Genomic DNA, 20,232 nt, shown 5'->3' on the forward strand with positions numbered 1-20,232 from the left:
CGTGGCAGGCTGTATGCCGTGACCGCCGCCCCCACCTCGCGCATCCCGCCGCTCGTCCTCGTCGCCGGGCCCGAGGGGGTGCTCGCCGATCGGGCGCTGCGCTCGACCATCGCCGAGATCAAGGGGCTGCACCCCGACCTCGAGACCGTCCCGCTCCAGGGGGCGGCCTACGAGGGCGGCGAGCTGCCGATGCACGCGAGCCCGTCGCTGTTCGGCAACGCCAAGGCCATCGTCGTGCGCGACCTCGACGAGGCGACCGACGCGCTGCAGACCGACCTGCTCACCCACCTCGGCACGACCCCGCCCGACGACGTGTGGCTGATCGTCACGCACAAGTCCGGCAACCGCGGCAAGAAGGTTCTGGACACCCTCAAGAAGTCCGGCGCCCGGGTGATCGACTGCCCGGCCATCAAGAGCGACGCCGACAAGGCGAGCTTCGTCACCAACGAGTTCCGCACCGCCCGGCGCAAGGCCACCCCCGACGCGGTGCGGGCCCTCGTCGAGGCGGTGGGCAAGGACGTCCGCGAGCTCGAGGCGGCCTGCTCACAGCTGGTCCAGGACACCACGGGGACGATCGACGAGGGTGTCGTCTCGACCTACTACGCGGGGCGCGTGGAGGCGACCGGTTTCCGGGTCGCCGACGCTGCGATCGCCGGCAACGCCGCCGAGTCCCTGCGCCTGCTGCGGCACGCCATCGCCGGGGGGGACAACCCGGTGCCCATCGTCGCCGTCCTCGCCATGAAGCTGCGCCAGCTCGTCAAGGTCGGCTCGGCGGGTCGCGGCCCCTCGGGCCAGCTGGCCGGCTCGCTCGGCATGGCACCGTGGCAGGTCGACAAGGCGCGCCGTGAGCTGTCCGGCTGGGACGGTGAAGCGCTCGGGCGGTGCATCCAGGCGGTGGCCCAGGCGGACTACGACGTCAAGGGCGGCGGACGCGACCCGGTGTATGCCGTGGAGCGAGCGATCCTCACCATCGCCAGGGAGCGTCACGGCGGCCGTTGAGGCGGGCCTGCCGGCATACGGAGGGGGTCAGTCGACCTCCTCCAGGAAGTCGATGACGCGCTGCATCATGAGCTCGGTTGCGGCGGCGTCGTACTCCTGCGTCAGGCCCTGGTCGTTGAACAGGTGCCCGGCCCCGTCGTAGGCGAAGTCCTCGACCTCGGCCCCGCCCGCCCGCAACGACGCCAGGGCCTCCTGCGCCTCGTCCGGCTCGAAGAAGGGGTCCTCGGCCTTGTGGTGCACCTGCACGGGGCAGTCCGCGGGCCAGGTCCTGTCGCCGAACCACCGCGTGGCCGCCGCGCCGCCGACCAGGATCGCGCCGCGGGCCTGCATCTGCAGGGCGACGTGCTCCGCCATCGCCGCGCCCATCGAGAAGCCCGCCACCACCATCCCTGGCGGCACGCCGTCCTTGGCGAGCTTGAGCGCGTGACCCAGCACGACCTTGTCGTCGTGCTCCTTCGCGGCCTCCATGCCCTCGTCGTAGGTCTCGAAGGTGCGGCCGTCGAGGTAGTCGAGGATGCGCACGTCGTGCCCGACGGCGCGCAGCCGGTCCGCGAAGTCGTAGATGCCGGCGCGGACGCCGAGGACGCTGGGGAACAGGGCTACGGTGGCCATGCTCCGACCGTAGTCGGCCCGCCGCCGACCGGCCAGGAGGTGGCCCGAACTCTGGTAACGTTGGTCCTTGCGTGCGCGCCTAGGTCGTGCGCGCAACGCAGCACCACCCAGCCGCCCCTCATCCCACGGGTGCCCCACGCCCGGTCCCGAGGACGGCTGCCGCCCTCAACGGCAATGATCGACCTGACACACAGAAGGATTCTCGTGGCAAACATCAAGTCCCAGATCAAGCGGATCAAGACCAACAACGCCCGGACCGAGCGCAACAAGGCGTACAAGTCCGAGCTGCGCACCTTCATCCGCAAGTTCCGCGCCGCGGTCGAGACCGGCAACGTCGAGGAGAGCACCGTCGCCCTGCGCGACGCCTCCCGCAAGCTGGACAAGGCCGTGAGCAAGGGCGTGATCCACAAGAACCAGGCCGCCAACAAGAAGTCGGCCATGGCCAAGGCCATCGGCAAGCTCGGCTGAGCCTGCGACACCCAGCCTGCGCAAGGGCCGTCACCCTCGGGTGGCGGCCCTTCGGCATGCCTGCGGGGGTGTGACGCAGCGCGGCGTCAGGCGCGCAGAGCGCGTACGGCTGCAGCCACCTCGTCGAACCTCTCGCGTGACAGCGTCGCCCCGATCCGGCGCACCGTGGCCGGGTCGAGCTGCAGCACCCGGTCGACGCGCACCTCGCTCGGTCGCCCGCGCGAGTCCCAGGCCCCCGAGCCGATGTCGCACCAGTAGCGACCCTGCGAGGCCTCCTGCGCCGCGTCGCGATCGTGGTCCTTGCTCGTGAGGGGGAGCGCCAGCAGCAGCGCACCGCGTCGGCCCACCACCAGCACCGGACGGTCCTTGCCCCTCGCGTGGTCCTCCTCGTAGGGCACCCACGCCCACACCACCTCGCCCGGGTCCGGGAGGTCATCGGCCACGGGGGCGTAGGTCATCTCCGGCACCCCGTCGAAGTCCCCGGCATACGGCCTGGTCTCCGGCTCAGGGGAGGGGGACGGCGAAGGGGAGGGGGAGGGAGAGCGCCGTCGGCTGCCCGTCCGCCCGCGCTGCTCGTCCCCGGCACGGCGGGCCGCATCGACGACGGCACCGGCGAGCGCATGGACGAGTCTCCTGCCGAGTGATGCCATAGTGGGACGGTAGCGCTTGCCGAGGGCGTCGAGCCGCATCCCCCCACCCTCGCCGACGTCCAGGAGCTCCGGTATGCCGCCCGCCAGCCCGCTCGCCGCGCCCCCGCACCAGGCATCCCGCCGCCACGCGGGGCTGGCGATCCTGGCCCTCGCCGTCGGCGGATTCGCCATCGGCACCACGGAGTTCGCATCGATGGGGATGCTGCCGGAGATCGCCCGGGGCGTCGGCATCGACATCCCGACCGCGGGACACCTCATCTCGGCCTATGCGCTGGGCGTCGTCGTGGGCGCGCCGACGCTGGCGGTCCTCGGATCGCGTCTGCCACGACGCCGGGTGCTGGTGGCGCTGATGGCGCTGTTCGCCGTCGCGCACCTGGCGAGCCTGCTCGTCACGAGCTACTGGCCGCTGATGCTGGTGCGCTTCCTGGCGGGGCTGCCGCACGGCGCCTACTTCGGGATCGCCTCGCTGGTCGCCGCGTCGCTCGTGGACGACCGGCGCCGCACCCAGGCGGTCTCCAACGTCCTCATGGGGCTGACCGTCGCCAACATCGTCGGCGTCCCCGCCGCGACCTGGCTCGGGCAGGTGCTCGGCTGGCAGCAGTCCTATGCCGTGGTGGGGGTCCTCGGGCTCGTGACGATGGCCGCCGTCTCGACGCTCGTGCCGCACCAGCCCGGCAACCCCGGGGCCTCGGTCCGCACCGAGCTCACGGCGCTGCGTCGCCCGCAGGTGTGGCTGGCGCTGGCGATCGGGACGGTCGGGTTCGGGGGGATGTTCTCGACGTACGCCTACATCTCACCCACGTTGCAGCAGCTCGGTGGCTGGTCGGCGAGCACGGTCCCGTGGATCCTGTCGCTCTACGGCATCGGGTCCACGACGGGCGCGGCGGTGGCGGGGCGGGTCGCGCGGCACGGCATCCTCCGCGGCATCGCCGTGCTCCTGGTGCTGATCGCGATCCTGCTCGCCGTCTACGCCCTGCTCCTGCCGTATGCCGTGGTCGGGCTCGCCGCCACGTTCGTCCTCGGGATGCTGCCGAGCATGCTCGTCCCGATGCTGCAGACCCGACTGATGGACGTGGCCCACGAAGGGCAGTCCCTGGCGGCCGCGCTCAACCACTCGACGCTCAACGTCGCCAACGCCCTCGGCGCCTGGCTCGGGTCGCTGGTCCTGGCGGCCGGCTGGGGGTATGCGTGGCCGAGCCGCGTCGGGGTGGTGCTCGCCGTCCTGGGCCTCGCCGTCACCGCCTGGAGCGCCGTGCTCCAACGCCGTTCGGCCTGATCAGAGGGTTTGTCGGGGGGCGCCGCCCCGTCCTGCGCCACGAGTGCGCGCGGTCGAAGGAGTCGCGCGTCCATCTGCGGCGCTGGGCTGCTCGGTCGCCACCGCTACGTCGTGTCGTTCAACACGGGGGTGCCGGTCAACCTCCGTGTCGCCGTCGTCGGGGCGGTGGTGGCGCTGGACCTGATCCGCGCCAAGGAGGAGAGCTCCTCCAGCGGCTGACGGGCCCGCGGTGACGGTCGTGCACGGGCGGGAGCCGCGGCGGCAGGGAGTGGCCCGCGACGGGGTCGGCCGCCCGGCATACGGGCCGGTCGACCTGTGGGAGACTGGGTCGCTGACCGTGCCCTGTGCTCCCCGGACCCCAAGTTGAGGTAGTCGCCCCGTGTCTCCCATGGCCACCACCGCGTTGAAGCCCCACGCGACGCCACCGGAGCTGATCCGCAACTTCTGCATCATCGCCCACATCGACCACGGCAAGTCCACGCTGGCCGACCGCATGCTGCAAAAGACGGGCGTGGTCGAGGAGCGGGCCATGCGCGCGCAGTACCTCGACCGGATGGACATCGAGCGCGAGCGCGGCATCACCATCAAGTCGCAGGCCGTCCGCATGCCCTGGGCCCTCGAGGGCGCCGACGGTGGCCTGGAGACCTACTGCCTCAACATGATCGACACGCCGGGGCACGTCGACTTCACCTACGAGGTGAGCCGCTCCCTGGCGGCCTGCGAGGGCGCGGTGCTGCTCGTCGACGCGGCCCAGGGGATCGAGGCGCAGACCCTCGCCAACCTCTACCTCGCGATGGAGAACGACCTCACCATCATCCCGGTGCTCAACAAGATCGACCTGCCGGCGGCGCAGCCGGACAAGTATGCCGCCGAGCTCGCCGGGCTCATCGGGTGCGACGAGTCCGACGTGCTCAAGGTGTCCGGCAAGACCGGCGTCGGCGTCGAGGAGCTGCTCGACGAGATCGTCCGGCAGCTGCCGGCGCCCACCGGTGAGGCGGACAACCCCGCTCGCGCGATGATCTTCGACTCGGTCTACGACACCTACCGCGGCGTGGTGACCTACGTCCGCGTCATCGACGGCAACCTCAACCCGCGCGAGCGCATCCAGATGATGTCGACGCGCGCCACCCACGAGCTGCTCGAGATCGGCGTCATCTCGCCCGAGCCCATGCCCTCGCAGGGTCTTGGCGTCGGCGAGGTCGGCTACCTCATCACGGGGGTCAAGGACGTGCGCCAGTCCCGCGTCGGCGACACGATCACCAACCAGGCCAAGCCCGCGGCCGAGGCGCTCGGCGGCTACCGCGACCCGCGGCCGATGGTCTTCTCCGGTCTCTACCCGATCGACGGCACCGACTACCCGCTGCTGCGCGACGCCCTGGACAAGCTCAAGCTCAACGACGCCGCGCTGGTCTACGAGCCCGAGACGTCGGCGGCGCTGGGCTTCGGCTTCCGCGTCGGCTTCCTCGGCATGCTGCACCTGGAGATCGTGCGCGAGCGGCTCGAGCGGGAGTTCGGGCTCGACCTCATCTCGACGCTGCCCAACGTGGAGTACGAGGTCACCATGGACGACGGCCGGCTCGTCGAGGTCACCAACCCCAGCGAGTTCCCCGACGGCAAGATCGCCGACGTGCGCGAGCCCGTCGTGCGCGCCACGATCCTCGCGCCCAGCGACTTCATCGGCGCGATCATGGAGCTGTGCCAGTCCAAGCGCGGCACCCTGCGCGGCATGGACTACTTGTCCGAGGAGCGCGTCGAGATGCGCTACACGCTGCCGCTCGCCGAGATCGTCTTCGACTTCTTCGACCAGCTGAAGTCCAAGACCCGCGGCTACGCCTCGCTCGACTACGAGCCCGACGGCGACCAGCTCGCCGATCTCGTCAAGGTCGACATCCTCCTGCAGGGCGAGCAGGTCGACGCCTTCAGCTCGATCGTCCACAAGGACGCCGCCTACTCCTACGGCGTGATGATGGCCGGCAAGCTGCGCGAGCTCATCCCGCGGCAGCAGTTCGAGGTGCCGATCCAGGCCGCGATCGGCTCGCGCGTCATCGCCCGCGAGACCATCCGCGCCATCCGCAAGGACGTGCTCGCCAAGTGCTACGGCGGCGACATCAGCCGCAAGCGCAAGCTGCTCGAGAAGCAGAAGGAGGGCAAGAAGCGCATGAAGATGGTCGGCCGCGTCGAGGTGCCGCAGGAGGCCTTCATCGCCGCGCTGTCCAGCGACGGCGGCGGGGACGGCAAGGCCAAGGGCAAGAAGTGACCGAGCCGCTCCCGCAGGAGGGCGACCCCGCGGAGCGTGCCTACACCGTCGGGCTGGGGGAGCCCTTGCCCCACAAGGGCGCTCGCCGGATCGTGAGCTTCGCGCGGACCGATGCCCGGTTGCAGGACAAGGACGCCCGGGCCCTGCAGCGGTATGGCGACGCCTACCTGCTCGAGGTCCCCCGCGACGCGGCGCGCACCGACGTGGACCCGGCCGCCCGCCTGGACCCCGCCGCCGTCTGGGGCCGGGTCGCCCCGCTGATCGTGGAGGTCGGCGCAGGATCCGGCGACGCCACCGTGGCCGGCGCGGCGGCCTACCCCGACCACGACCTGCTGTCCCTGGAGGTCTACCGACCGGGGTTGTACGACATGCTCCGCAAGGTGGGGTCTCGCGGCCTCACCAACGTCCGCCTCCTGGAGGCGGACGCGGTGCCGGCCTTCGAGACGCTGCTGCCGCCAGGGTCGGTGCGCGAGGTGTGGACCTTCTTTCCCGACCCCTGGCCCAAGACCAAGCACCACAAGCGCCGGATCGTGCAACCGGCCTTCGCCTCGCTCGTGGCGCGCGTGCTGGAGCCGGGCGGGCTGTGGCGGCTGGCGACGGATTGGTCCGACTACGCGGAGTCGATGCGGGAGGTGCTGGACGCGCACCCGGACCTTGAGGGTGGGGAGGCCGAGCGGTTCGACGTGCGGCCGATGACCCGCTTCGAGCGGCGGGGGATCGCCGCCGGCCGCTCGATCCACGACCTCACCTATCGTCGCCGCTGACCCTCGCCGACTGGTCACGTGCGGGTGACCAGTCGGGGGAGGGGGGCGGGGTCAGCGGACGCGGGTGAGCGACAGGACGCACGAGTCGCCGACGCGGCGATAGCCGACGCGCTGGTAGAGGCGGTTGGACGCGGGCGAGTCCAGGTCGGTGTAGAGCAGGCACCGGTGGCCGGCGCGCCGCTGGCGGGCGCTGACCGCGGCGACGGTGGTGGCGGCATACCCCTGCCCGCGCTCCTCGGGCGGGGTGTAGACCCACGAGATCCGCGAGACCCCGCCGTGCGGACGCGACGCGTGGGCCATCGAGACGGCCCCGCCAGCGGCCTCCCAGACCTGCATGTCGCCGCGTGCGACCCACTGCTGCAACGGGAACCGCGGTGGCGCCTCCGTGCCGGTCTCGTCGAGGTAGGCCCGGGCCCAGGCGTCGAGCAGGGGGATGTCGGACTCGCGCGCCGGTCGCAGCTCGCCGGGGACGCCCTCGGGGTGGCGTGGTGGGCGCGGGAGGTCGTGCATGCCCTCGCGGCGCACCACGCGGATGTGCCCGCCGGTCTCGAAGGCGAGGGTCTCGGCGAACGCGAGTGCCCCGGTCACCAGCCCGCCGATCCGCTCGACCTGCAACCCGTCGGTCAGCACCCGGCGGGCGAACGCGCGCGCGACGTGGGTGTCGACCGTCGCCACGTGGAAGGGCCGCGGGGGTGTGTGCATCGCGAGGGCGGTGACCCGGCCGTCGCGCTTGGCCCAGTACCACCGCGCGTCGGGGTAGTCCGCGGGGGACTCCAGCGCGTGGGCGAGCGTGGTCGCCACGACCGAGTGGATCACCGGGGCGGCCGCGACGCGGGGCGCCGACACCTGCTGGAAGTCACGACCAGCGGTGGTGCGCGCCACCGTGATGCCCTTCGTCGTGCCCCGCTGCATGAGGGCCACTGTGTCACGTGACCGCGGCGGCCGCCCACCCTCAGCCGGAGCGCTCGCTGGTGAAGGCGAGGGTCACGCTGTCCCCGATCCGGCGGTAGCCGAGCGCCTGGTAGATGCCGTTGCTCGAGGGGTTGGCGAGGTCGGTGAGGAGCATGCACCGCAGGCCGAGCTGCTGCTGGTGCCGTGACCACGTGGCGACCACGGCGCTGGCGTAGCCCCGTCCTCGTTCGCCCGGGGGCGTCCACACCCCGCTGATCCGGGTGACCCCGCCGGACGGCGCCGTGGCGTAGCACATCGACACCGGTCGGCCGTCCACCTCCCACACCGCGGTGCGGCCCTCGAGGACGTGCGGCGAGGGGTCCGGGGCCGGCGGGGCGCTCGGCCCGTGCGTCTCGCGGTGGAAGTCCTGCAGCCAGCCGCGGACAAGGTCCAGGTCTGCCGGGATGGCGGCCCGCAGCCCTCCCGCGACGGCGAAGGGCAGGCGCGCCGGTCGGGGCAGGTCGTACATCCCGAGGTCCATCACGACGTCGGCGTCGAGGTCCTTCTCGGCGCACCACCAGTCGCTGAACGCGACTGCCCCGTCGCGCAGCCCGCCGACGCCGTCCACGGGACGCCCCCGGTCCGCGAGCTCGCGGGCGACCGCGACGGCCAGCACCGGCGAGGAGAGCGGCAGGTGCGGGGGATACGGGGGCGTGTGCATGGCCACCCCGACGACCCGGGCGCCTCGTCGTAGCTCGATCCACCACGGGTCGGGGATCCGCCCCGGGTGGCGCCGGGCCAGCAGCACGTTGCTGGCGAGGATCGAGTGCACGACGGGCTCGGACTCCAGGAGGTCCCCCGCGTCGCGGAGGAACTCGTCGGGGTCGCCGGTGACGTGGACGGTGATGGGGCCGGGGTGCGCCATGGGACCCACCCTCTCAGGTCAGGGGAGAGGTGCGCGCCCGGTCCGCGCGGCGATCGACACGAGGTCGGCGGCGGCACCTCGCAGCGGGTCGCGGCGCCATACGGCCCGGAGCTGTCTCTCGAGGGTGAAGCCCTCGGTCGGCACGACGGCCAGGTGGCCGTCGTGCACGGCGTCGGCGACGGCCAGCAGGCTGAGGACGGCGGGGGCGGTCCCGGTGACGGCGCTCGCCCGCACGGCCGCGTTGCTCGACAGCTCCAGCGCCGGGCGGCACGGCTCGAGCGGGGCGAGAGCCGCGTCGAGGGCCTCGCGGGTCCCCGAGCCGCGCTCGCGGGTGACGAGCGGGGTGCCGGCCAGCTCGGCGGCGCCGACGGGAGAGGTGCGGTCCATCCACGGGTGGTCCACCCCGATGACGAGGGCGAGCTCGTCTCGCGCGACCACCGTGCTGGGTAGGTCTGCGGCGGGTTCGGGCCCCTCGACGAAGCCCAGCTCCACCACCCCGCGGCGGACCTGGTCGACGACCACGGTGGAGTTGGCGACGGTCATGCTGGCGAGCAGCCGGGGGTGGCGGCGGCGCAGCTCGGTCAGCCAGGTGGGGGCGAGGTGCTCGGCGACGGTCAGGGACGCGGCGAGCCGCAGCTCGGGGATGGTCTGTCCCTGGAGCGCGTCGATGGCCCGCTCGAGGCGGCGGGTGGCGGCCAGGATCTCGCGGGCATGCTCCACGAGCATGACCCCGACCGGCGTGAGCTGCGCGCCCTGCGGGCGGCGGACGACGACGCGCTGCTGCAGGTCCCGCTCGAGCCTCGCGACCAGGCGCGAGGCGTTGGGCTGGGCCATGCCGACGGCGCGGGCACCGGCACCGAGGCTGCCCTCGTCGTGCACGGCGACGAGCAGCTCGAGGGCCTTGAGGTCGGGCATCACCCCCACGTCATATCACGCTGATATGACGGGGTGCAGCGCTGGGGGCTGCCGCTCACCCGTCCGCGCGGGGGAGGGTGGCACCATGACCACCGCAGCGAGCCGCGCCACCCCGGCGGCCACCCCCGCCGGACGCCCACCCCGCGTCAGCCCCGCTCGACCGCTACCCGGGCTCGCTCTCTGCGCGGTCGCGGTCGCGCTGGCGCTCCTGGTCAACCACGTCGCCCCCGTGATGTCCCCGCTGCTCGTCGCGATCCTGCTCGGCGCCATCCTGGCCAACGCCGTGCCCCTGCCGGCCACGCTCGCGCCCGGGCTGGCCGTCGCCGCCAAGCCCCTGCTGCGTGCCGGGATCGTGCTGCTCGGCCTGCAGGTCGTGCTGGGGCAGATCCTCGGGCTCGGCTGGGGGATGATCGCCGTGGTCGTCGCCGTGGTGGGGCTCGGGATCGCGTCGACGCTCGGGTATGGACGGCTCCTCGGGGTCCCGGCCGGGCTCACGCTGCTCGTGGCCTGCGGCTTCTCCATCTGCGGCGCCGCCGCCGTGGCCGCTGTCGACGGGGTCGTGGACGCCGACGAGGAGGACGTCGCGACCGCCGTCGCCCTGGTCGTCGTGTGCGGCACCGTGATGATCCCCGTCGTCCCGCTGCTCGTCGGCGCCCTCGGCCTGAGCCCGTATGCCGGAGGTCTGTGGGCCGGCGGCTCGATCCACGAGGTCGCCCAGGTCGTGGCCGCGGGCGGCGCCCTCGGGGGAGGCGCGCTCGCGGCCGCCGTCGTCGTCAAGCTCACCCGGGTCCTGATGCTCGCTCCCGTCATGGCGGCGATCTCCTGGCGGCGACGCCGGGCGCTGGCCGCGGACGTGTCGGCGGTCGGGTCCGGCGGCGGTCGGCTGCCGCCGCTCGTGCCGGCGTTCGTCCTGGGGTTCGTGGCGATGGTGGTCGTCCGGTCCGTCCTGCCGCTGCCCGCCCCGGTGCTGGACGGCGCTCGCCTGCTGCAGACGATGCTGCTCACGGCGGCGATGTTCGCCCTCGGGTGCGGCGTCCGGCTCGCGCTCGTGAGGCAGGTCGGTGCCCGGCCGTTCGTGCTGGCGGCGCTGTCGACCGTGACGGTGGCGCTGGTCTGCCTCGCCGGCGTCACCCTCACCACCTGACCGGCCCACCACACCAGCGGCGACCGGCGACCAGGCATCGGGGGAGGACCTCGCCCCAGGCGGCTGTGCGTGGTGAGAGGGCGGTGTTGGTTGTCCACGGCACGGTGGAGGAGCCGTTCGTGCCCTCTCAGGCTCCGGCGGACGAGGGAGCAGGTGTGGCTGGGTGCCGTTGCCGCGTCGAGCCTGGCAGAGCCGCGCCGCCCGGCGGCCGCCTCACGAGGGCGGGCGCGGTCGTCATACACAATGGGCCGTATGCCGAGCGCCTTGCCCGATGGTCAGCCCGCCCCCTCCGACGGCTCGCTCCCGAGCACCGCGCTGGACCGTCTGGGGCTGGGCCCGTTCGGGATCTACGTGCACGTGCCGTTCTGCCGGGTCCGTTGCGGCTACTGCGACTTCAATACCTACACGCTGACCGAGCTCGGCACGCCGGGCGCGAGCGTCGCGTCCTACGCCGACACCGTCCTGGCCGAGCTGGACCTCGCCAAGCGGGTGCTCGGCGAGGACGCGCCGGCCGTCGAGACGGTGTTCGTCGGCGGCGGCACCCCCACGATGCTCGCGGCCGAGGACCTCGCCCGGATCGTCGAGGGCATCGGCGAGCGGTTCGGCTACGCCGGCGACGTCGAGATCACGACCGAGGCCAACCCCGACACCGTGGACGAGCACTACCTGGACTGGATCGCCGCCCGGGGGTTCTCGCGGGTCAGCCTCGGCATGCAGTCCGCCGTCCCGCACGTCCTGCGGACCCTCGACCGCACCCACGACCCCCTCAACGTCGAGCGTGCCGTCAAGGGCGCCCGCGAGCACGGGCTCGACGTGTCGCTCGACCTGATCTACGGCACTCCCGGCGAGTCGCTGGAGGACTGGCGCACCTCGCTGGAGACCGCCATCGCGCTCGAGCCCGACCACGTCTCGGCGTACGCCCTGGTGGTCGAGGAGGGCACCAGGATGGCGGCCCAGGTGCGACGCGGCGAGATCGCGCTGCCGAGCGACGACGACGAGGCCGACAAGTACGAGCTGGCCGACGGGCTCCTGCAGGCGGCTGGCTACGGGTGGTACGAGGTCTCGAACTGGGCCCGGGGCGAGGATCACCGGTGTCGGCACAACATCGGCTACTGGAGCGACGGGGACTGGTGGGGTGCCGGGCCGGGCGCGCACAGCCACGTGGGCGGCGTCCGCTGGTGGAACGTCAAGCACCCGAGCGCCTATGCCGCGCGCCTGGGCGCTGGCGAGTCACCCGCGGCGGCCCGCGAGCTCCTCAGCGCCGAGCAGCAGTACGACGAGCGGGTGCTGCTCGGCGTGCGGCTGGTGGACGGGCTCCCGGTCGACGAGCTGGACGAGCCCGGCCAGGAGGCGGTGGCGGGGCTGATCGCCGACGGTCTCGTCGACGGGGGTGCGGCCCTGCGCGACCGCCACCTGGTGCTCACGCTGCGCGGACGCCTGCTGGCGGACACCGTGGTGCGCCGCCTCCTCGGCGTGTGACTGCCAGCGAGACGGGGACCGGCACTGTGCACGTCGAGGCACAGTCCTGCCATGGAGCTGACCATCAGCGAGGCGCGCACCTGGCCGACGTCGTGATGCGCGCCGAGTCCGGCGAGGACGTGACGATCACCCCCCGAGTGCCTCCACCGCGAGGCCCTGGTGAGTGGCGGGACGGCTGAGGCCGGTCCGGCCAGGGTGGGATCAGGGTCCGGTCAGGGTGGGTTCGGAGGGCCGGCAGGGATCCGACCTGGGCAGACTGGAGTCCGAAGGGTCGAGCGGCAGGCCGCCGCGTCGAGAACGAACCACATCGGGCACGAACCACATCGAGCACGAACCACACGGAGGGGACCATGAGCACCGACGACCAGCACCGCAACGACCGCGAGATCCCGAGCTACCCGCAGGCCGGCCCGGGCGGTCAGGGCGCGAGCCCGCAGGGCAGCTACCAGCAGGGCGGTCACCCGCAGCAGGGCCAGCCGGTCTACGGCAACAACGCGCCGCTGAACCCGGAGTACGAGCGGCAGCTCGTCTGCGCGGCCCACTGGTCGCCGATCGCGTCGGTGCTGCTCGGCGGCATGACCTTCTTCGGCCCGCTGATCGTCCTGCTCATGGGCGGCGGACGCAGCCGCGCGGTCCGGGAGCACGCGATCGACGCGCTGAACTTCCAGATCACCGTCTGGATCGCCACGGTGGCGGTCATCCTCATCTCGCTGCCGCTCATGCTCGTGCTGGTCGGCTTCGTCACCATCTGGCTGGCCGGCCTGATCCCGCTCGCGGCACTGGTCGTCCACGGGCTCGCGGCGATCAAGGTGGCGGCGGGTGAGCCCTACAGCTACCCGTTCACCTGGCGGATCATCAGGTAACCGCCGGCGGCGCGTCGGGACCGATGTCGGGGTCGATGTCCAGGCCGATGTCGAGGACCGGCGCGCTGTGGGTGAGGCGGCCGACCGAGATGAGGTCGACCCCCGCCTCGGCGATGGGCACGATCGTGGTGGCGTCGACCCCGCCCGAGGCCTCGGTGACCAGGCGCCCGTCGACGAGGCGGACCGCCTCCCGCAGCAGGTAGGGCGTCATGTTGTCGAGCAGCACCGCGTCGGCGCCCACCTCCAGCAGCTCCCGCAGCTGGTCCAGCGTGTCGACCTCGCACTCGACCTTGACCAGGTGACCGACCTCCGCGCGGACCCGCGTGACGGCGGCCGTGATCCCCCCGGCGACCGCCACGTGGTTGTCCTTGATCAGCACCGCGTCGTCCAGGCCGAAGCGGTGGTTGTCCCCGCCGCCGGCCCGCACCGCGTGCTTCTCGAGGGCGCGCAGCCCCGGCGTGGTCTTGCGGGTGCAGCACACGCGGGCCCGCGTGTGGGACACCGCGTCGGCGAGCTCGGCCGTCGCCGTGGCGATCCCGGACAGGTGGCCGAGGAGGTTGAGCGCGACGCGCTCCGCGGTGAGCAGCCCGCGTGCGGGGCCGGTGGCCTCGCCGATCACGTCGCCGGGCGCGACGCGGGACCCGTCGCCGCGGTCGATCCGGACCTCGATGCGCGGGTCGAGCAGGGTCCACGCCAGCCGGGCCAGGTCGGTGCCGGCCACGACGCCCGCGTCCCGGGCGACGAGCCGGACCGTCGTGGTGGCGTCCGGCGGGATGGTCGCGTCGGTGGTGAGATCGCCGGCGCGGCCGAGGTCCTCGAGCAGGGCGGCGCGGACGACGGGCTCGAGCAGGATGTCCGGCAGCGCTCTCATGAGGCCTCCTTGTCGGTGAGGGTGGGGGTCGTGACGTCGGCGAGGGTGAGCAGGGTGTGCTGCGGCTCGCCGGTGGCGGGGTGGTCGGTGCGGGTGTGCGCACCACGGGACTCGGTGCGCTGCAGGGCGCCTCGGCAGACCAGGGCGGCGACGAGCGCGTCGTCGTCGTGCGCGGCCAGGGGAGCCAGTATGCCGAGGGCCCGCTGCAGCCCGGGGGCGTCGCGCAGGACGCCGGCGGCCGCCTCCAGCGTGGACCGGAGCAGCGCGAGATCGGTGGCCTGCGGGGCGGACCCGGCGCCGCGGGCGCTCGCGATCAGGTCGCGGCGAGCGGCGGGCCCCACCTGCGGGCCGCCGGGGCGAGCGAGCTCGTCGCGCAGGGTCGCCGCGAGGCGCCGCGAGCAGACCGTCGCCTCCAGGAGGGAGTTGGAGGCGAGCCGGTTGGCCCCGTGCAGCCCGGTCGAGGCGCACTCGCCGACGGCCCACAGGCCGGGCACGGTGGTGCGACCCGCGGCGTCGACCAGCACCCCGCCCATGGCGTAGTGCGCGGCCGGCCGGACCGGCAGCAGGTCGACCGAAGGGTCCAGACCCGCTGCGCGACAGGCGGACTCGATCGCCGGGAAGTGGTCCCCGAAGCGCGGGCCCAGCGTGGCGCGCGCGTCCAGGCAGGTCGCGTGCCCTGCCTGGCGGGCCGCCCACAGGGCGCGGGCGACGACGTCGCGGGCGGCGAGGGGGTCGGTGACCGCCGGCGCCCCCGAAGCGGTGACGAGGGTGGCGCCCTCGCCCCGCACGGCCTCGGAGACGAGGGGCATCGGGTCCAGCCCGACGTCCAGGGCCGTGGGGTGGAACTGCACCAGCTCCACGTCGCGCACGACGGCGCCCGCGCGGACCGCGAGGGCGAGTCCCTGCCCGCGGGACGCGAGCGGGTTGGTGGTGTGGGCGTAGAGGCCGCCGAGGCCACCCGTCGCCAGGATGACGGACCGGGTGGCGACCACGCGGCGCGGACCCGCGCCCTCGGCGAGCACCCCGGCCACCCCGTGGGCGTCGGTGAGCACACGCACGGCGCGTACGCCCTCGACGACGGTGACCGACGGCGTCCGCCGCGCCGCGGCGACGGCCACGCGGAGCAGCTCCGCGCCCGACCCGTCCCCCGCGGCGTGCAGCACGCGGCGGCGGCAGTGCGCTCCCTCCAGACCGAGTGCCAAGGCGCCGTCCGGCCCACGGTCGAGCCTCGCGCCGAGCGCCAGCAGCCACGAGATCGCCTCGGGCCCGGCGTCGGTCACCGAGCGGACCACCTCGGGGTCGCACAGGCCCGCGCCGGCGCGCAGGGTGTCCTCGGCGTGCAGCGCGGGGTCGTCGTCGGGCCCGACGGCCGCCGCGATGCCGCCCTGGGCCCACCCCGTCGAGGTGTCCACGCCGAGCGGTGCGGGGCTGATGACCGTGACGGGAACGGGGGACAGGGCGGTGGCGGCGAGCAGGCCCGCGAGCCCGGCCCCGACGACGACCGGGCCCTCGGCATACGTGATCTCGAGGGTCCCGAGGGTCCCGAGGGTGCCGGGCGTGCTGAGCGTGGACGAGGAGGGGGCCACCTCAGCCCACCGCCAGCATCCGCTCGACGGCAGCCCGAGCCCGGTCGGCCACCGCGGGGTCGATCGTCACCTCGTGGGTCAGGGTCTGCAGCGAGCGGCGGATCGCGGCCAGGGTGTTGCGCTTCATGTGCGGGCACAGGTTGCAGGGGCGCACGAAGTCCACGTCGGGGTGCGCCGCGGCGACGTTGTCGGACATGGAGCACTCGGTGATCAGGGCGACCCGCGCGGGGCGTTCGCGCGCCACGAAGCTCGTCATGTCGGCGGTGGACCCAGACAGGTCCGCCTCGTCCACGACCTCGGTCGGGCACTCGGGGTGGGCCATGACCACCACCCCGGGGTGGTCCGCGCGGATCTGCCGTATGTCGTGCGGGGTGAAGCGCTCGTGCACCTCGCACGCGCCGGGGTGGGTGATGACCTCGACGCCGGTCTGGCGGGCGACGTTGCGGGCCAGGTGCTGGTCCGGGAGCATGATGACCCGGTCGGTGCCGAGGCTCTCGATCACCCGGGTCGCGTTGCCGGAGGTGCAGCAGATGTCGGACTCGGCCTTGACCGCCGCCGAGGTGTTGACATAGGTCACCACGGGGACGCCCGGGTGGGCGGCCCGCAGCGCCCGCACCTGGTCGGCGGTGATCGACTCGGCCAGCGAGCAGCCCGAGCGCAGGTCGGGGATCAGCACGGTGCGGGTGGGGTTGAGCAGCTTGGCCGTCTCGGCCATGAAGTGCACGCCCGCCAGGACGATGACCTCGGCGTCGACCTCCTGCGCCTCGCGTGCGAGGGCCAACGAGTCCCCGGTGATGTCGGCGACCCCGCCGTAGATCTCGGGGGTCATGTAGTTGTGCGCGAGGACGACCGCGTCCCGCTCGGCCTTGAGCCGCCAGATCGCCTCCACGTCGGGCGTCATCAGCGCCCACTCGGCGGGCAGCACGTGATGGCGGACCCGGTCGTAGAGCGCGGTGGTGTCGGGCAGGATCTGCGACACGATGACCCCTTGTGCTAGACGTGAGCAGAAGAAAATGCTGACGGTGAGCATAACGCATCCGGGGACAACCGAGTTGGCTGGCCACCCCCGGTGCGCGACCATGGAGCAGCGACCCCGTCGACGACGCTCCGGGGAGGCCCCCACCGCACGTCATACGACCGGAGACCCCGCATGCAGCCCCACGCCCCCGCCCAGGCGACACCCGCGCCCGACGTGGACCGCGCCCGCACCCGGACGATCCTCACCGTGCTCGTCCTCGCGACCTTCGTCGTGATCCTCAACGAGACGATCATGACCAACGCGATCCCGCGCCTCATGCGCGAGCTGGACGTCACCGCGTCCACCGCCCAGTGGCTGTCCACCGTCTTCATGCTGACCATGGCCGTGGTCATCCCCGTGTCCGGCTGGCTCATGGAGCGGCTCGCGACCCGGCGCACCTTCGGCCTCGCGATGACGCTGTTCTCGGTCGGCACGGCCGCCTGCCTGCTCGCCCCCACCTTCGGCGTGCTGGTCGGCGGCCGGGTCGTGCAGGCCTGCGGGACCGCGATCATGATGCCGCTGCTCATGACGACGCTGATGACCCTCGTCCCCGCCCACGGGCGCGGCAGGGTCATGGGCAATGTCACCCTCGTGATCTCGGTGGCGCCCGCGATGGGGCCGGCGGTCTCGGGGCTGCTGCTGCAGCTCGGCTCGTGGCGGCTGATCTTTGCCGCGGTGCTGCCGATCGCCGTCGGCGCGCTGGTCGTCGGGCTCCGCGCCCTCGTGGACGTCGCCGAGCCCGGGCACAGCGACCTGGACCTGGTCAGCCTCGCGCTGTCCGCCGTCGGTTTCGGGGGTCTCGTCTACGGGCTCAGCGGCCTCGGCGAGGGTGCGTCCCCCGGCGCTGCGTCCTCGGGCCTGCCACCGTGGGGGTGCCTTCTCGTCGGGCTCGTCGCCATGGGCGCGTTCACCTGGCGGCAGCTCGTCCTGCAGCGCCACGGGACCCCGCTGCTCGACCTGCGCACCCTGTCCCACCGCACCTTCACCATCGGCCTGGTCCTGATGGTCCTGTGCTTCATGGGGCTCATGGGCACCGTGATCCTGCTCCCCATCTATCTCCAGGAGGTGCGCGGGCTGTCCTCGCTCACCACCGGCCTGCTGATGATCCCCGGGGGACTGGCCATGGGGCTGCTCGGCCCGCAGGTGGGCAAGGCCTACGACCGGTATGGCGCTCCCCGCCTCGTCGTCCCCGGCGCTGCCGGCCTCGTCGCGGGGCTGGTCATGCTGGCGCTGCTCGCACCGGTCCTGGCGCCGTGGGGCGTGCTGGCGCTGCACGTCCTGATCAGCGTGTCGCTGGCGCTCGTCTTCACCCCCGTGTTCACCGCCTCGCTCGGCGTGCTGCCGCCGCACCTGTACCCCCACGGCTCGGCGATCCTCGGGTCGCTGCAGCAGGTCGGGGCCGCGGCGGGCACGGCCACGACGGTGGCCGTCATGACCTCCGTGACGGCGCGGGCGGCGGCCGGCGGCGCATCGGCGGCGGGCGCTCTGACGAGCGGGGTCCAGGGCGGCTTCGCGGTGGGAGCAGTGCTCGCCGTGCTGGCGCTCGGCGCCTCGACCCTGGTGCGCACCCCGCGGTCCTAGGACCGCGTGGCGTCACCGGGTGCGCAGGGCCGGCAGCTTGGTGCCCGCCACCTGACGCTCGTCGAGCACGGAGCGGCGGAAGCGGTAGAGCCGCGCCGGGCGGCCGCCGGTGCCCGACGACACCGACCCCGTCTCCTCGACCAGGGCCTGCTGCTCCACGAGGCGGCGGAAGTTCTGCTTGTGCAGCGCCTGGCCCGCGAGCGCCTCGACGCACCCCTGCAGCTCACCGAGCGTGAACGCGGCCGGCATGAGCTCGAACACCACCGGGCGGTACTGGATCTTGGCGCGCAGCCGCGCGAGACCCGTCGCGAGGATGCGGCGGTGGTCGCCGATCATCGGCTCCCCGGGGACCAGGTCGTCGTCCGGCAGGCGCCAGGCCTCGCGGGCCTCGGGGACCAGACCGACCTCGTAGAGCAGCTCGTAGCGCTGCAGCGCCAGGTCGGGCAGCCACGCGTGCCCGCCGCGGCCGAAGGTCAGGTCGCAGCGGTGCCGCCGGGCCGTCCGGTCGGCGGGGGACCCGGCCGCGCCGACCCAGTGCGTCAGCTGGGGGGCGATCACCTCGTCGACCAGACGGGTGCCGCCGCGCTGGTCCTCCCAGGGGAGCAGGGCATAGGCGTCGTGCCAGGCAGAGGCTCCCGGCTGGGCGGCCCGGGCCTGCTCCGGCGCGTCGTCCGTCGTCAGCCCGAGGTAGGAGATCGAGATCCGGCGGCCACGCGTGTCGTCCAGCCCGCGGTCGTGGTCGGCGAAGGTGTACAGCTGCTCGACATACCCGAGCTGTCGGCCCGTCTGCGAGGTGACCCAGGAGCGCAGGCCGGCCTGCAGGGACGGCTGGCCAGCCTCGAGGGGGCCGGCAGGGAGGGCCGGTATGCCGGGGGCGGGCGGGGGAGCCGTGAGGACGCGGGGACGCCCGGACAGGACCGCCACCACGACGGCGACCAGCTCGACGGCGAGCGGCTCCTGCTCCTCAGGCACGCACAACCTCCTGCTGGTCATCCTCGAGGGGGACGGTGACGAAGTCGATCAGCTCCTCGACGCTTGCCAGCAGGGTCGGCTCCAGATCGGCGTACGTACGCACGGTACCGAGGATCTGCTTCCACGCGCGGGCGATGTCCGCCTGCGAGCGGTGCGGCCAGCCGAGGTGGGCGCAGATCCCGTGCTTCCACGAGGTGCCGCGGGGGATGACGGGCCACTGCTGCAGGCCGAGGCGCTCGGGACGCACCGACTGCCACACGTCGACGTACGGGTGGCCGAGGACCTTGACGAACCGCGAGTAGCCGGGGACCCGGCGCGCCTCCTCGACGATCCGGGCCTCCTTGGTGCCGGGCACGAGGTGGTCCACCAGCACGCCCATGCGGCGGTCACGGTCGGGGGCGAAGTCCTTGATCACCGCGGCCAGGTCGTCCACGCCGTCGAGCAGCTCCACGACCACGCCCTCGATGCGCAGGTCGTCGCCCCAGACCTTCTCCACCAGCTCGGCGTCGTGGCGGCCCTCGACGAAGAGGCGCGACCCGGTGGCCACGCGGGCAGGGGCCCCGGCGACGGCGACCGACCCCGAGGCGGTGCGCGAGGCGGCCTGGCGGGCCTCGGCCAGCCGGGCGTCGCTCCCGCTCGTGTCCGGGACGAGGGTGACCGGGCGGCCGTCGACCCAGAAGCCGGGGCCCAGCTCGAAGCCTCTTGTCCGCCCCTTGCGGTCCTCCAGGTGGACGACGTGGACGCCGCCGGCCTTCTCGACCCGGGCCACGGCGCCCACCCAGCCGGACTCGACGTCCTCGACGACCAGGCCGCGGGTGGCGGGGACCGCCTCCGAGCGCCCCCGGCGCGGGGCCTTCCAGTCGCCGGACAGGACGTCGGTTCCGTATCGGTCCACCACGGGGTCTCCTCGCTGCTGCGTCGCCGGACGGTGCTGAAGGCTAGCCGCAGGACCGGCGGAGTT

The 20,232-nt window shown here is 73.4% G+C and carries 19 protein-coding genes; 9 read left to right on the forward strand and 10 right to left on the reverse strand.

Translation table 11 applies throughout. From position 1 onward, the window contains the following. Window positions 1–18 precede the first annotated feature (18 nt). Complete coding sequence (gene holA, locus GGG17_RS12155; protein ID WP_311966647.1) at window positions 19–999, forward strand: DNA polymerase III subunit delta; 981 nt, start codon at window positions 19–21, stop codon at window positions 997–999. A 27-nt stretch (window positions 1,000–1,026) separates the two neighbouring features. Here holA and GGG17_RS12160 read toward each other — a convergent pair whose 3' ends face one another. Beyond that, window positions 1,027–1,611, reverse strand: coding sequence for a dienelactone hydrolase family protein (locus tag GGG17_RS12160; protein WP_154593990.1), 585 nt, complete (start codon window positions 1,609–1,611; stop codon window positions 1,027–1,029). Window positions 1,612–1,815: 204 nt separating this feature from the next. Between GGG17_RS12160 and rpsT the strand changes: the two genes are divergently transcribed. Next, the gene (gene rpsT / locus GGG17_RS12165) at window positions 1,816–2,079 is read left to right on the forward strand and encodes a 30S ribosomal protein S20 (protein ID WP_288798994.1); all 264 of its coding nucleotides are present in this window, start codon (window positions 1,816–1,818) and stop codon (window positions 2,077–2,079) included. An 86-nt stretch (window positions 2,080–2,165) separates the two neighbouring features. On the opposite strand, the gene GGG17_RS12170 is transcribed toward rpsT, so the two are convergent. Further along, a complete protein-coding gene (locus GGG17_RS12170; protein WP_230082950.1) occupies window positions 2,166–2,729 on the reverse strand; it encodes a type II toxin-antitoxin system PemK/MazF family toxin in 564 nt (187 codons plus the stop codon). 73 nt (window positions 2,730–2,802) lie between these two features. Between GGG17_RS12170 and GGG17_RS12175 the strand changes: the two genes are divergently transcribed. The 3 genes from GGG17_RS12175 to trmB all read left to right on the forward strand — a co-directional run bounded on the left by GGG17_RS12175 (window position 2,803) and on the right by trmB (window position 7,026). Beyond that, a complete protein-coding gene (locus GGG17_RS12175; RefSeq protein WP_154593993.1) occupies window positions 2,803–4,005 on the forward strand; it encodes an MFS transporter in 1,203 nt (400 codons plus the stop codon). Between the two features lie 388 nt (window positions 4,006–4,393). Beyond that, entirely contained in the window at window positions 4,394–6,262 is a 1,869-nt protein-coding gene (gene lepA, locus GGG17_RS12180; protein ID WP_154593994.1) for a translation elongation factor 4, read from the forward strand. After that, window positions 6,259–7,026, forward strand: coding sequence for a tRNA (guanosine(46)-N7)-methyltransferase TrmB (trmB, locus tag GGG17_RS12185; RefSeq protein ID WP_311966648.1), 768 nt, complete (start codon window positions 6,259–6,261; stop codon window positions 7,024–7,026). The genes lepA and trmB overlap by 4 nt, the downstream gene beginning before the upstream one ends. A 51-nt stretch (window positions 7,027–7,077) precedes the next feature. Here the strand turns inward: trmB and GGG17_RS12190 are convergent, their stop codons facing one another. Genes GGG17_RS12190 through GGG17_RS12200 form a run of 3 tightly spaced genes read right to left on the reverse strand, consistent with a single transcriptional unit; the run spans window position 7,078 to window position 9,757 of the window. Continuing rightward, window positions 7,078–7,938 (reverse strand): GNAT family N-acetyltransferase, encoded by an 861-nt coding sequence (locus tag GGG17_RS12190; protein WP_154593995.1) that lies wholly within the window; start codon window positions 7,936–7,938, stop codon window positions 7,078–7,080. 40 nt (window positions 7,939–7,978) lie between these two features. Continuing rightward, the gene (locus GGG17_RS12195; RefSeq protein WP_154593996.1) at window positions 7,979–8,842 is read right to left on the reverse strand and encodes a GNAT family N-acetyltransferase; all 864 of its coding nucleotides are present in this window, start codon (window positions 8,840–8,842) and stop codon (window positions 7,979–7,981) included. An 18-nt stretch (window positions 8,843–8,860) separates the two neighbouring features. Continuing rightward, the gene (locus GGG17_RS12200; RefSeq protein ID WP_154593997.1) at window positions 8,861–9,757 is read right to left on the reverse strand and encodes a LysR family transcriptional regulator; all 897 of its coding nucleotides are present in this window, start codon (window positions 9,755–9,757) and stop codon (window positions 8,861–8,863) included. A gap of 85 nt (window positions 9,758–9,842) precedes the next feature. On the opposite strand from GGG17_RS12200, the gene GGG17_RS12205 reads away from it, so the two are divergent. From GGG17_RS12205 to GGG17_RS12215, 3 genes are all read left to right on the forward strand, one after another. After that, entirely contained in the window at window positions 9,843–10,901 is a 1,059-nt protein-coding gene (locus GGG17_RS12205) for a YeiH family protein (RefSeq protein ID WP_154593998.1), read from the forward strand. 252 nt (window positions 10,902–11,153) lie between these two features. Next, window positions 11,154–12,380, forward strand: coding sequence for a radical SAM family heme chaperone HemW (gene hemW, locus GGG17_RS12210; RefSeq protein ID WP_154593999.1), 1,227 nt, complete (start codon window positions 11,154–11,156; stop codon window positions 12,378–12,380). A gap of 350 nt (window positions 12,381–12,730) precedes the next feature. Next, window positions 12,731–13,243, forward strand: a complete 513-nt coding sequence (locus GGG17_RS12215) for a DUF4870 domain-containing protein (protein ID WP_154594000.1) — start codon at window positions 12,731–12,733, stop codon at window positions 13,241–13,243. Here the strand turns inward: GGG17_RS12215 and nadC are convergent. From nadC to nadA, 3 genes are read right to left on the reverse strand one after another with little or no spacing between them, the layout of a single operon-like run. Next, window positions 13,236–14,114 carry a carboxylating nicotinate-nucleotide diphosphorylase gene (gene nadC / locus GGG17_RS12220; RefSeq protein ID WP_154594001.1) on the reverse strand — a complete coding sequence of 293 codons (879 nt, stop codon included), beginning with the start codon at window positions 14,112–14,114 and terminating at the stop codon, window positions 13,236–13,238. The genes GGG17_RS12215 and nadC overlap by 8 nt on opposite strands. Continuing rightward, complete coding sequence (locus tag GGG17_RS12225; RefSeq protein WP_195849228.1) at window positions 14,111–15,700, reverse strand: L-aspartate oxidase; 1,590 nt, start codon at window positions 15,698–15,700, stop codon at window positions 14,111–14,113. Before GGG17_RS12225 ends, nadC begins: the two co-directional genes overlap by 4 nt. Window position 15,701: 1 nt before the next feature. Continuing rightward, complete coding sequence (gene nadA / locus GGG17_RS12230) at window positions 15,702–16,679, reverse strand: quinolinate synthase NadA (RefSeq protein ID WP_311966649.1); 978 nt, start codon at window positions 16,677–16,679, stop codon at window positions 15,702–15,704. Window positions 16,680–16,850: 171 nt separating this feature from the next. Here nadA and GGG17_RS12235 point away from each other — a divergent pair, with 171 nt between their 5' ends. Next, window positions 16,851–18,299: a DHA2 family efflux MFS transporter permease subunit gene (locus GGG17_RS12235; protein WP_154594004.1), complete on the forward strand. Its 1,449-nt coding sequence runs from the start codon at window positions 16,851–16,853 to the stop codon at window positions 18,297–18,299. 12 nt (window positions 18,300–18,311) lie between these two features. Here GGG17_RS12235 and GGG17_RS12240 read toward each other — a convergent pair whose 3' ends face one another. Further along, entirely contained in the window at window positions 18,312–19,271 is a 960-nt protein-coding gene (locus GGG17_RS12240) for an NUDIX hydrolase (RefSeq protein ID WP_311966650.1), read from the reverse strand. After that, entirely contained in the window at window positions 19,264–20,169 is a 906-nt protein-coding gene (locus GGG17_RS12245; RefSeq protein WP_311966651.1) for a DUF3097 domain-containing protein, read from the reverse strand. Before GGG17_RS12245 ends, GGG17_RS12240 begins: the two co-directional genes overlap by 8 nt. Window positions 20,170–20,232 lie beyond the last annotated feature (63 nt).

Source organism: Arsenicicoccus cauae, from assembly GCF_009707125.1.
In the GTDB taxonomy this organism is placed as follows: domain Bacteria; phylum Actinomycetota; class Actinomycetes; order Actinomycetales; family Dermatophilaceae; genus Arsenicicoccus; species Arsenicicoccus cauae.

What these genes read in the sequence shown, in the direction of transcription:
- nadC (WP_154594001.1), bottom strand. Translation starts at nt 14,114, where the DNA reads ATGAGAGCGCTGCCGGACATCCTGCTCGAGCCCGTCGTCCGCGCCGCC.
- GGG17_RS12215 (WP_154594000.1), top strand. Translation starts at nt 12,731, where the DNA reads ATGAGCACCGACGACCAGCACCGCAACGACCGCGAGATCCCGAGCTAC.
- hemW (WP_154593999.1), top strand. Translation starts at nt 11,154, where the DNA reads ATGCCGAGCGCCTTGCCCGATGGTCAGCCCGCCCCCTCCGACGGCTCG.
- lepA (WP_154593994.1), top strand. Translation starts at nt 4,394, where the DNA reads ATGGCCACCACCGCGTTGAAGCCCCACGCGACGCCACCGGAGCTGATC.
- GGG17_RS12175 (WP_154593993.1), top strand. Translation starts at nt 2,803, where the DNA reads ATGCCGCCCGCCAGCCCGCTCGCCGCGCCCCCGCACCAGGCATCCCGC.
- GGG17_RS12160 (WP_154593990.1), bottom strand. Translation starts at nt 1,611, where the DNA reads ATGGCCACCGTAGCCCTGTTCCCCAGCGTCCTCGGCGTCCGCGCCGGC.
- GGG17_RS12190 (WP_154593995.1), bottom strand. Translation starts at nt 7,938, where the DNA reads ATGCAGCGGGGCACGACGAAGGGCATCACGGTGGCGCGCACCACCGCT.
- GGG17_RS12235 (WP_154594004.1), top strand. Translation starts at nt 16,851, where the DNA reads ATGCAGCCCCACGCCCCCGCCCAGGCGACACCCGCGCCCGACGTGGAC.
- GGG17_RS12205 (WP_154593998.1), top strand. Translation starts at nt 9,843, where the DNA reads ATGACCACCGCAGCGAGCCGCGCCACCCCGGCGGCCACCCCCGCCGGA.
- GGG17_RS12200 (WP_154593997.1), bottom strand. Translation starts at nt 9,757, where the DNA reads ATGCCCGACCTCAAGGCCCTCGAGCTGCTCGTCGCCGTGCACGACGAG.
- GGG17_RS12195 (WP_154593996.1), bottom strand. Translation starts at nt 8,842, where the DNA reads ATGGCGCACCCCGGCCCCATCACCGTCCACGTCACCGGCGACCCCGAC.
- GGG17_RS12170 (WP_230082950.1), bottom strand. Translation starts at nt 2,729, where the DNA reads ATGGCATCACTCGGCAGGAGACTCGTCCATGCGCTCGCCGGTGCCGTC.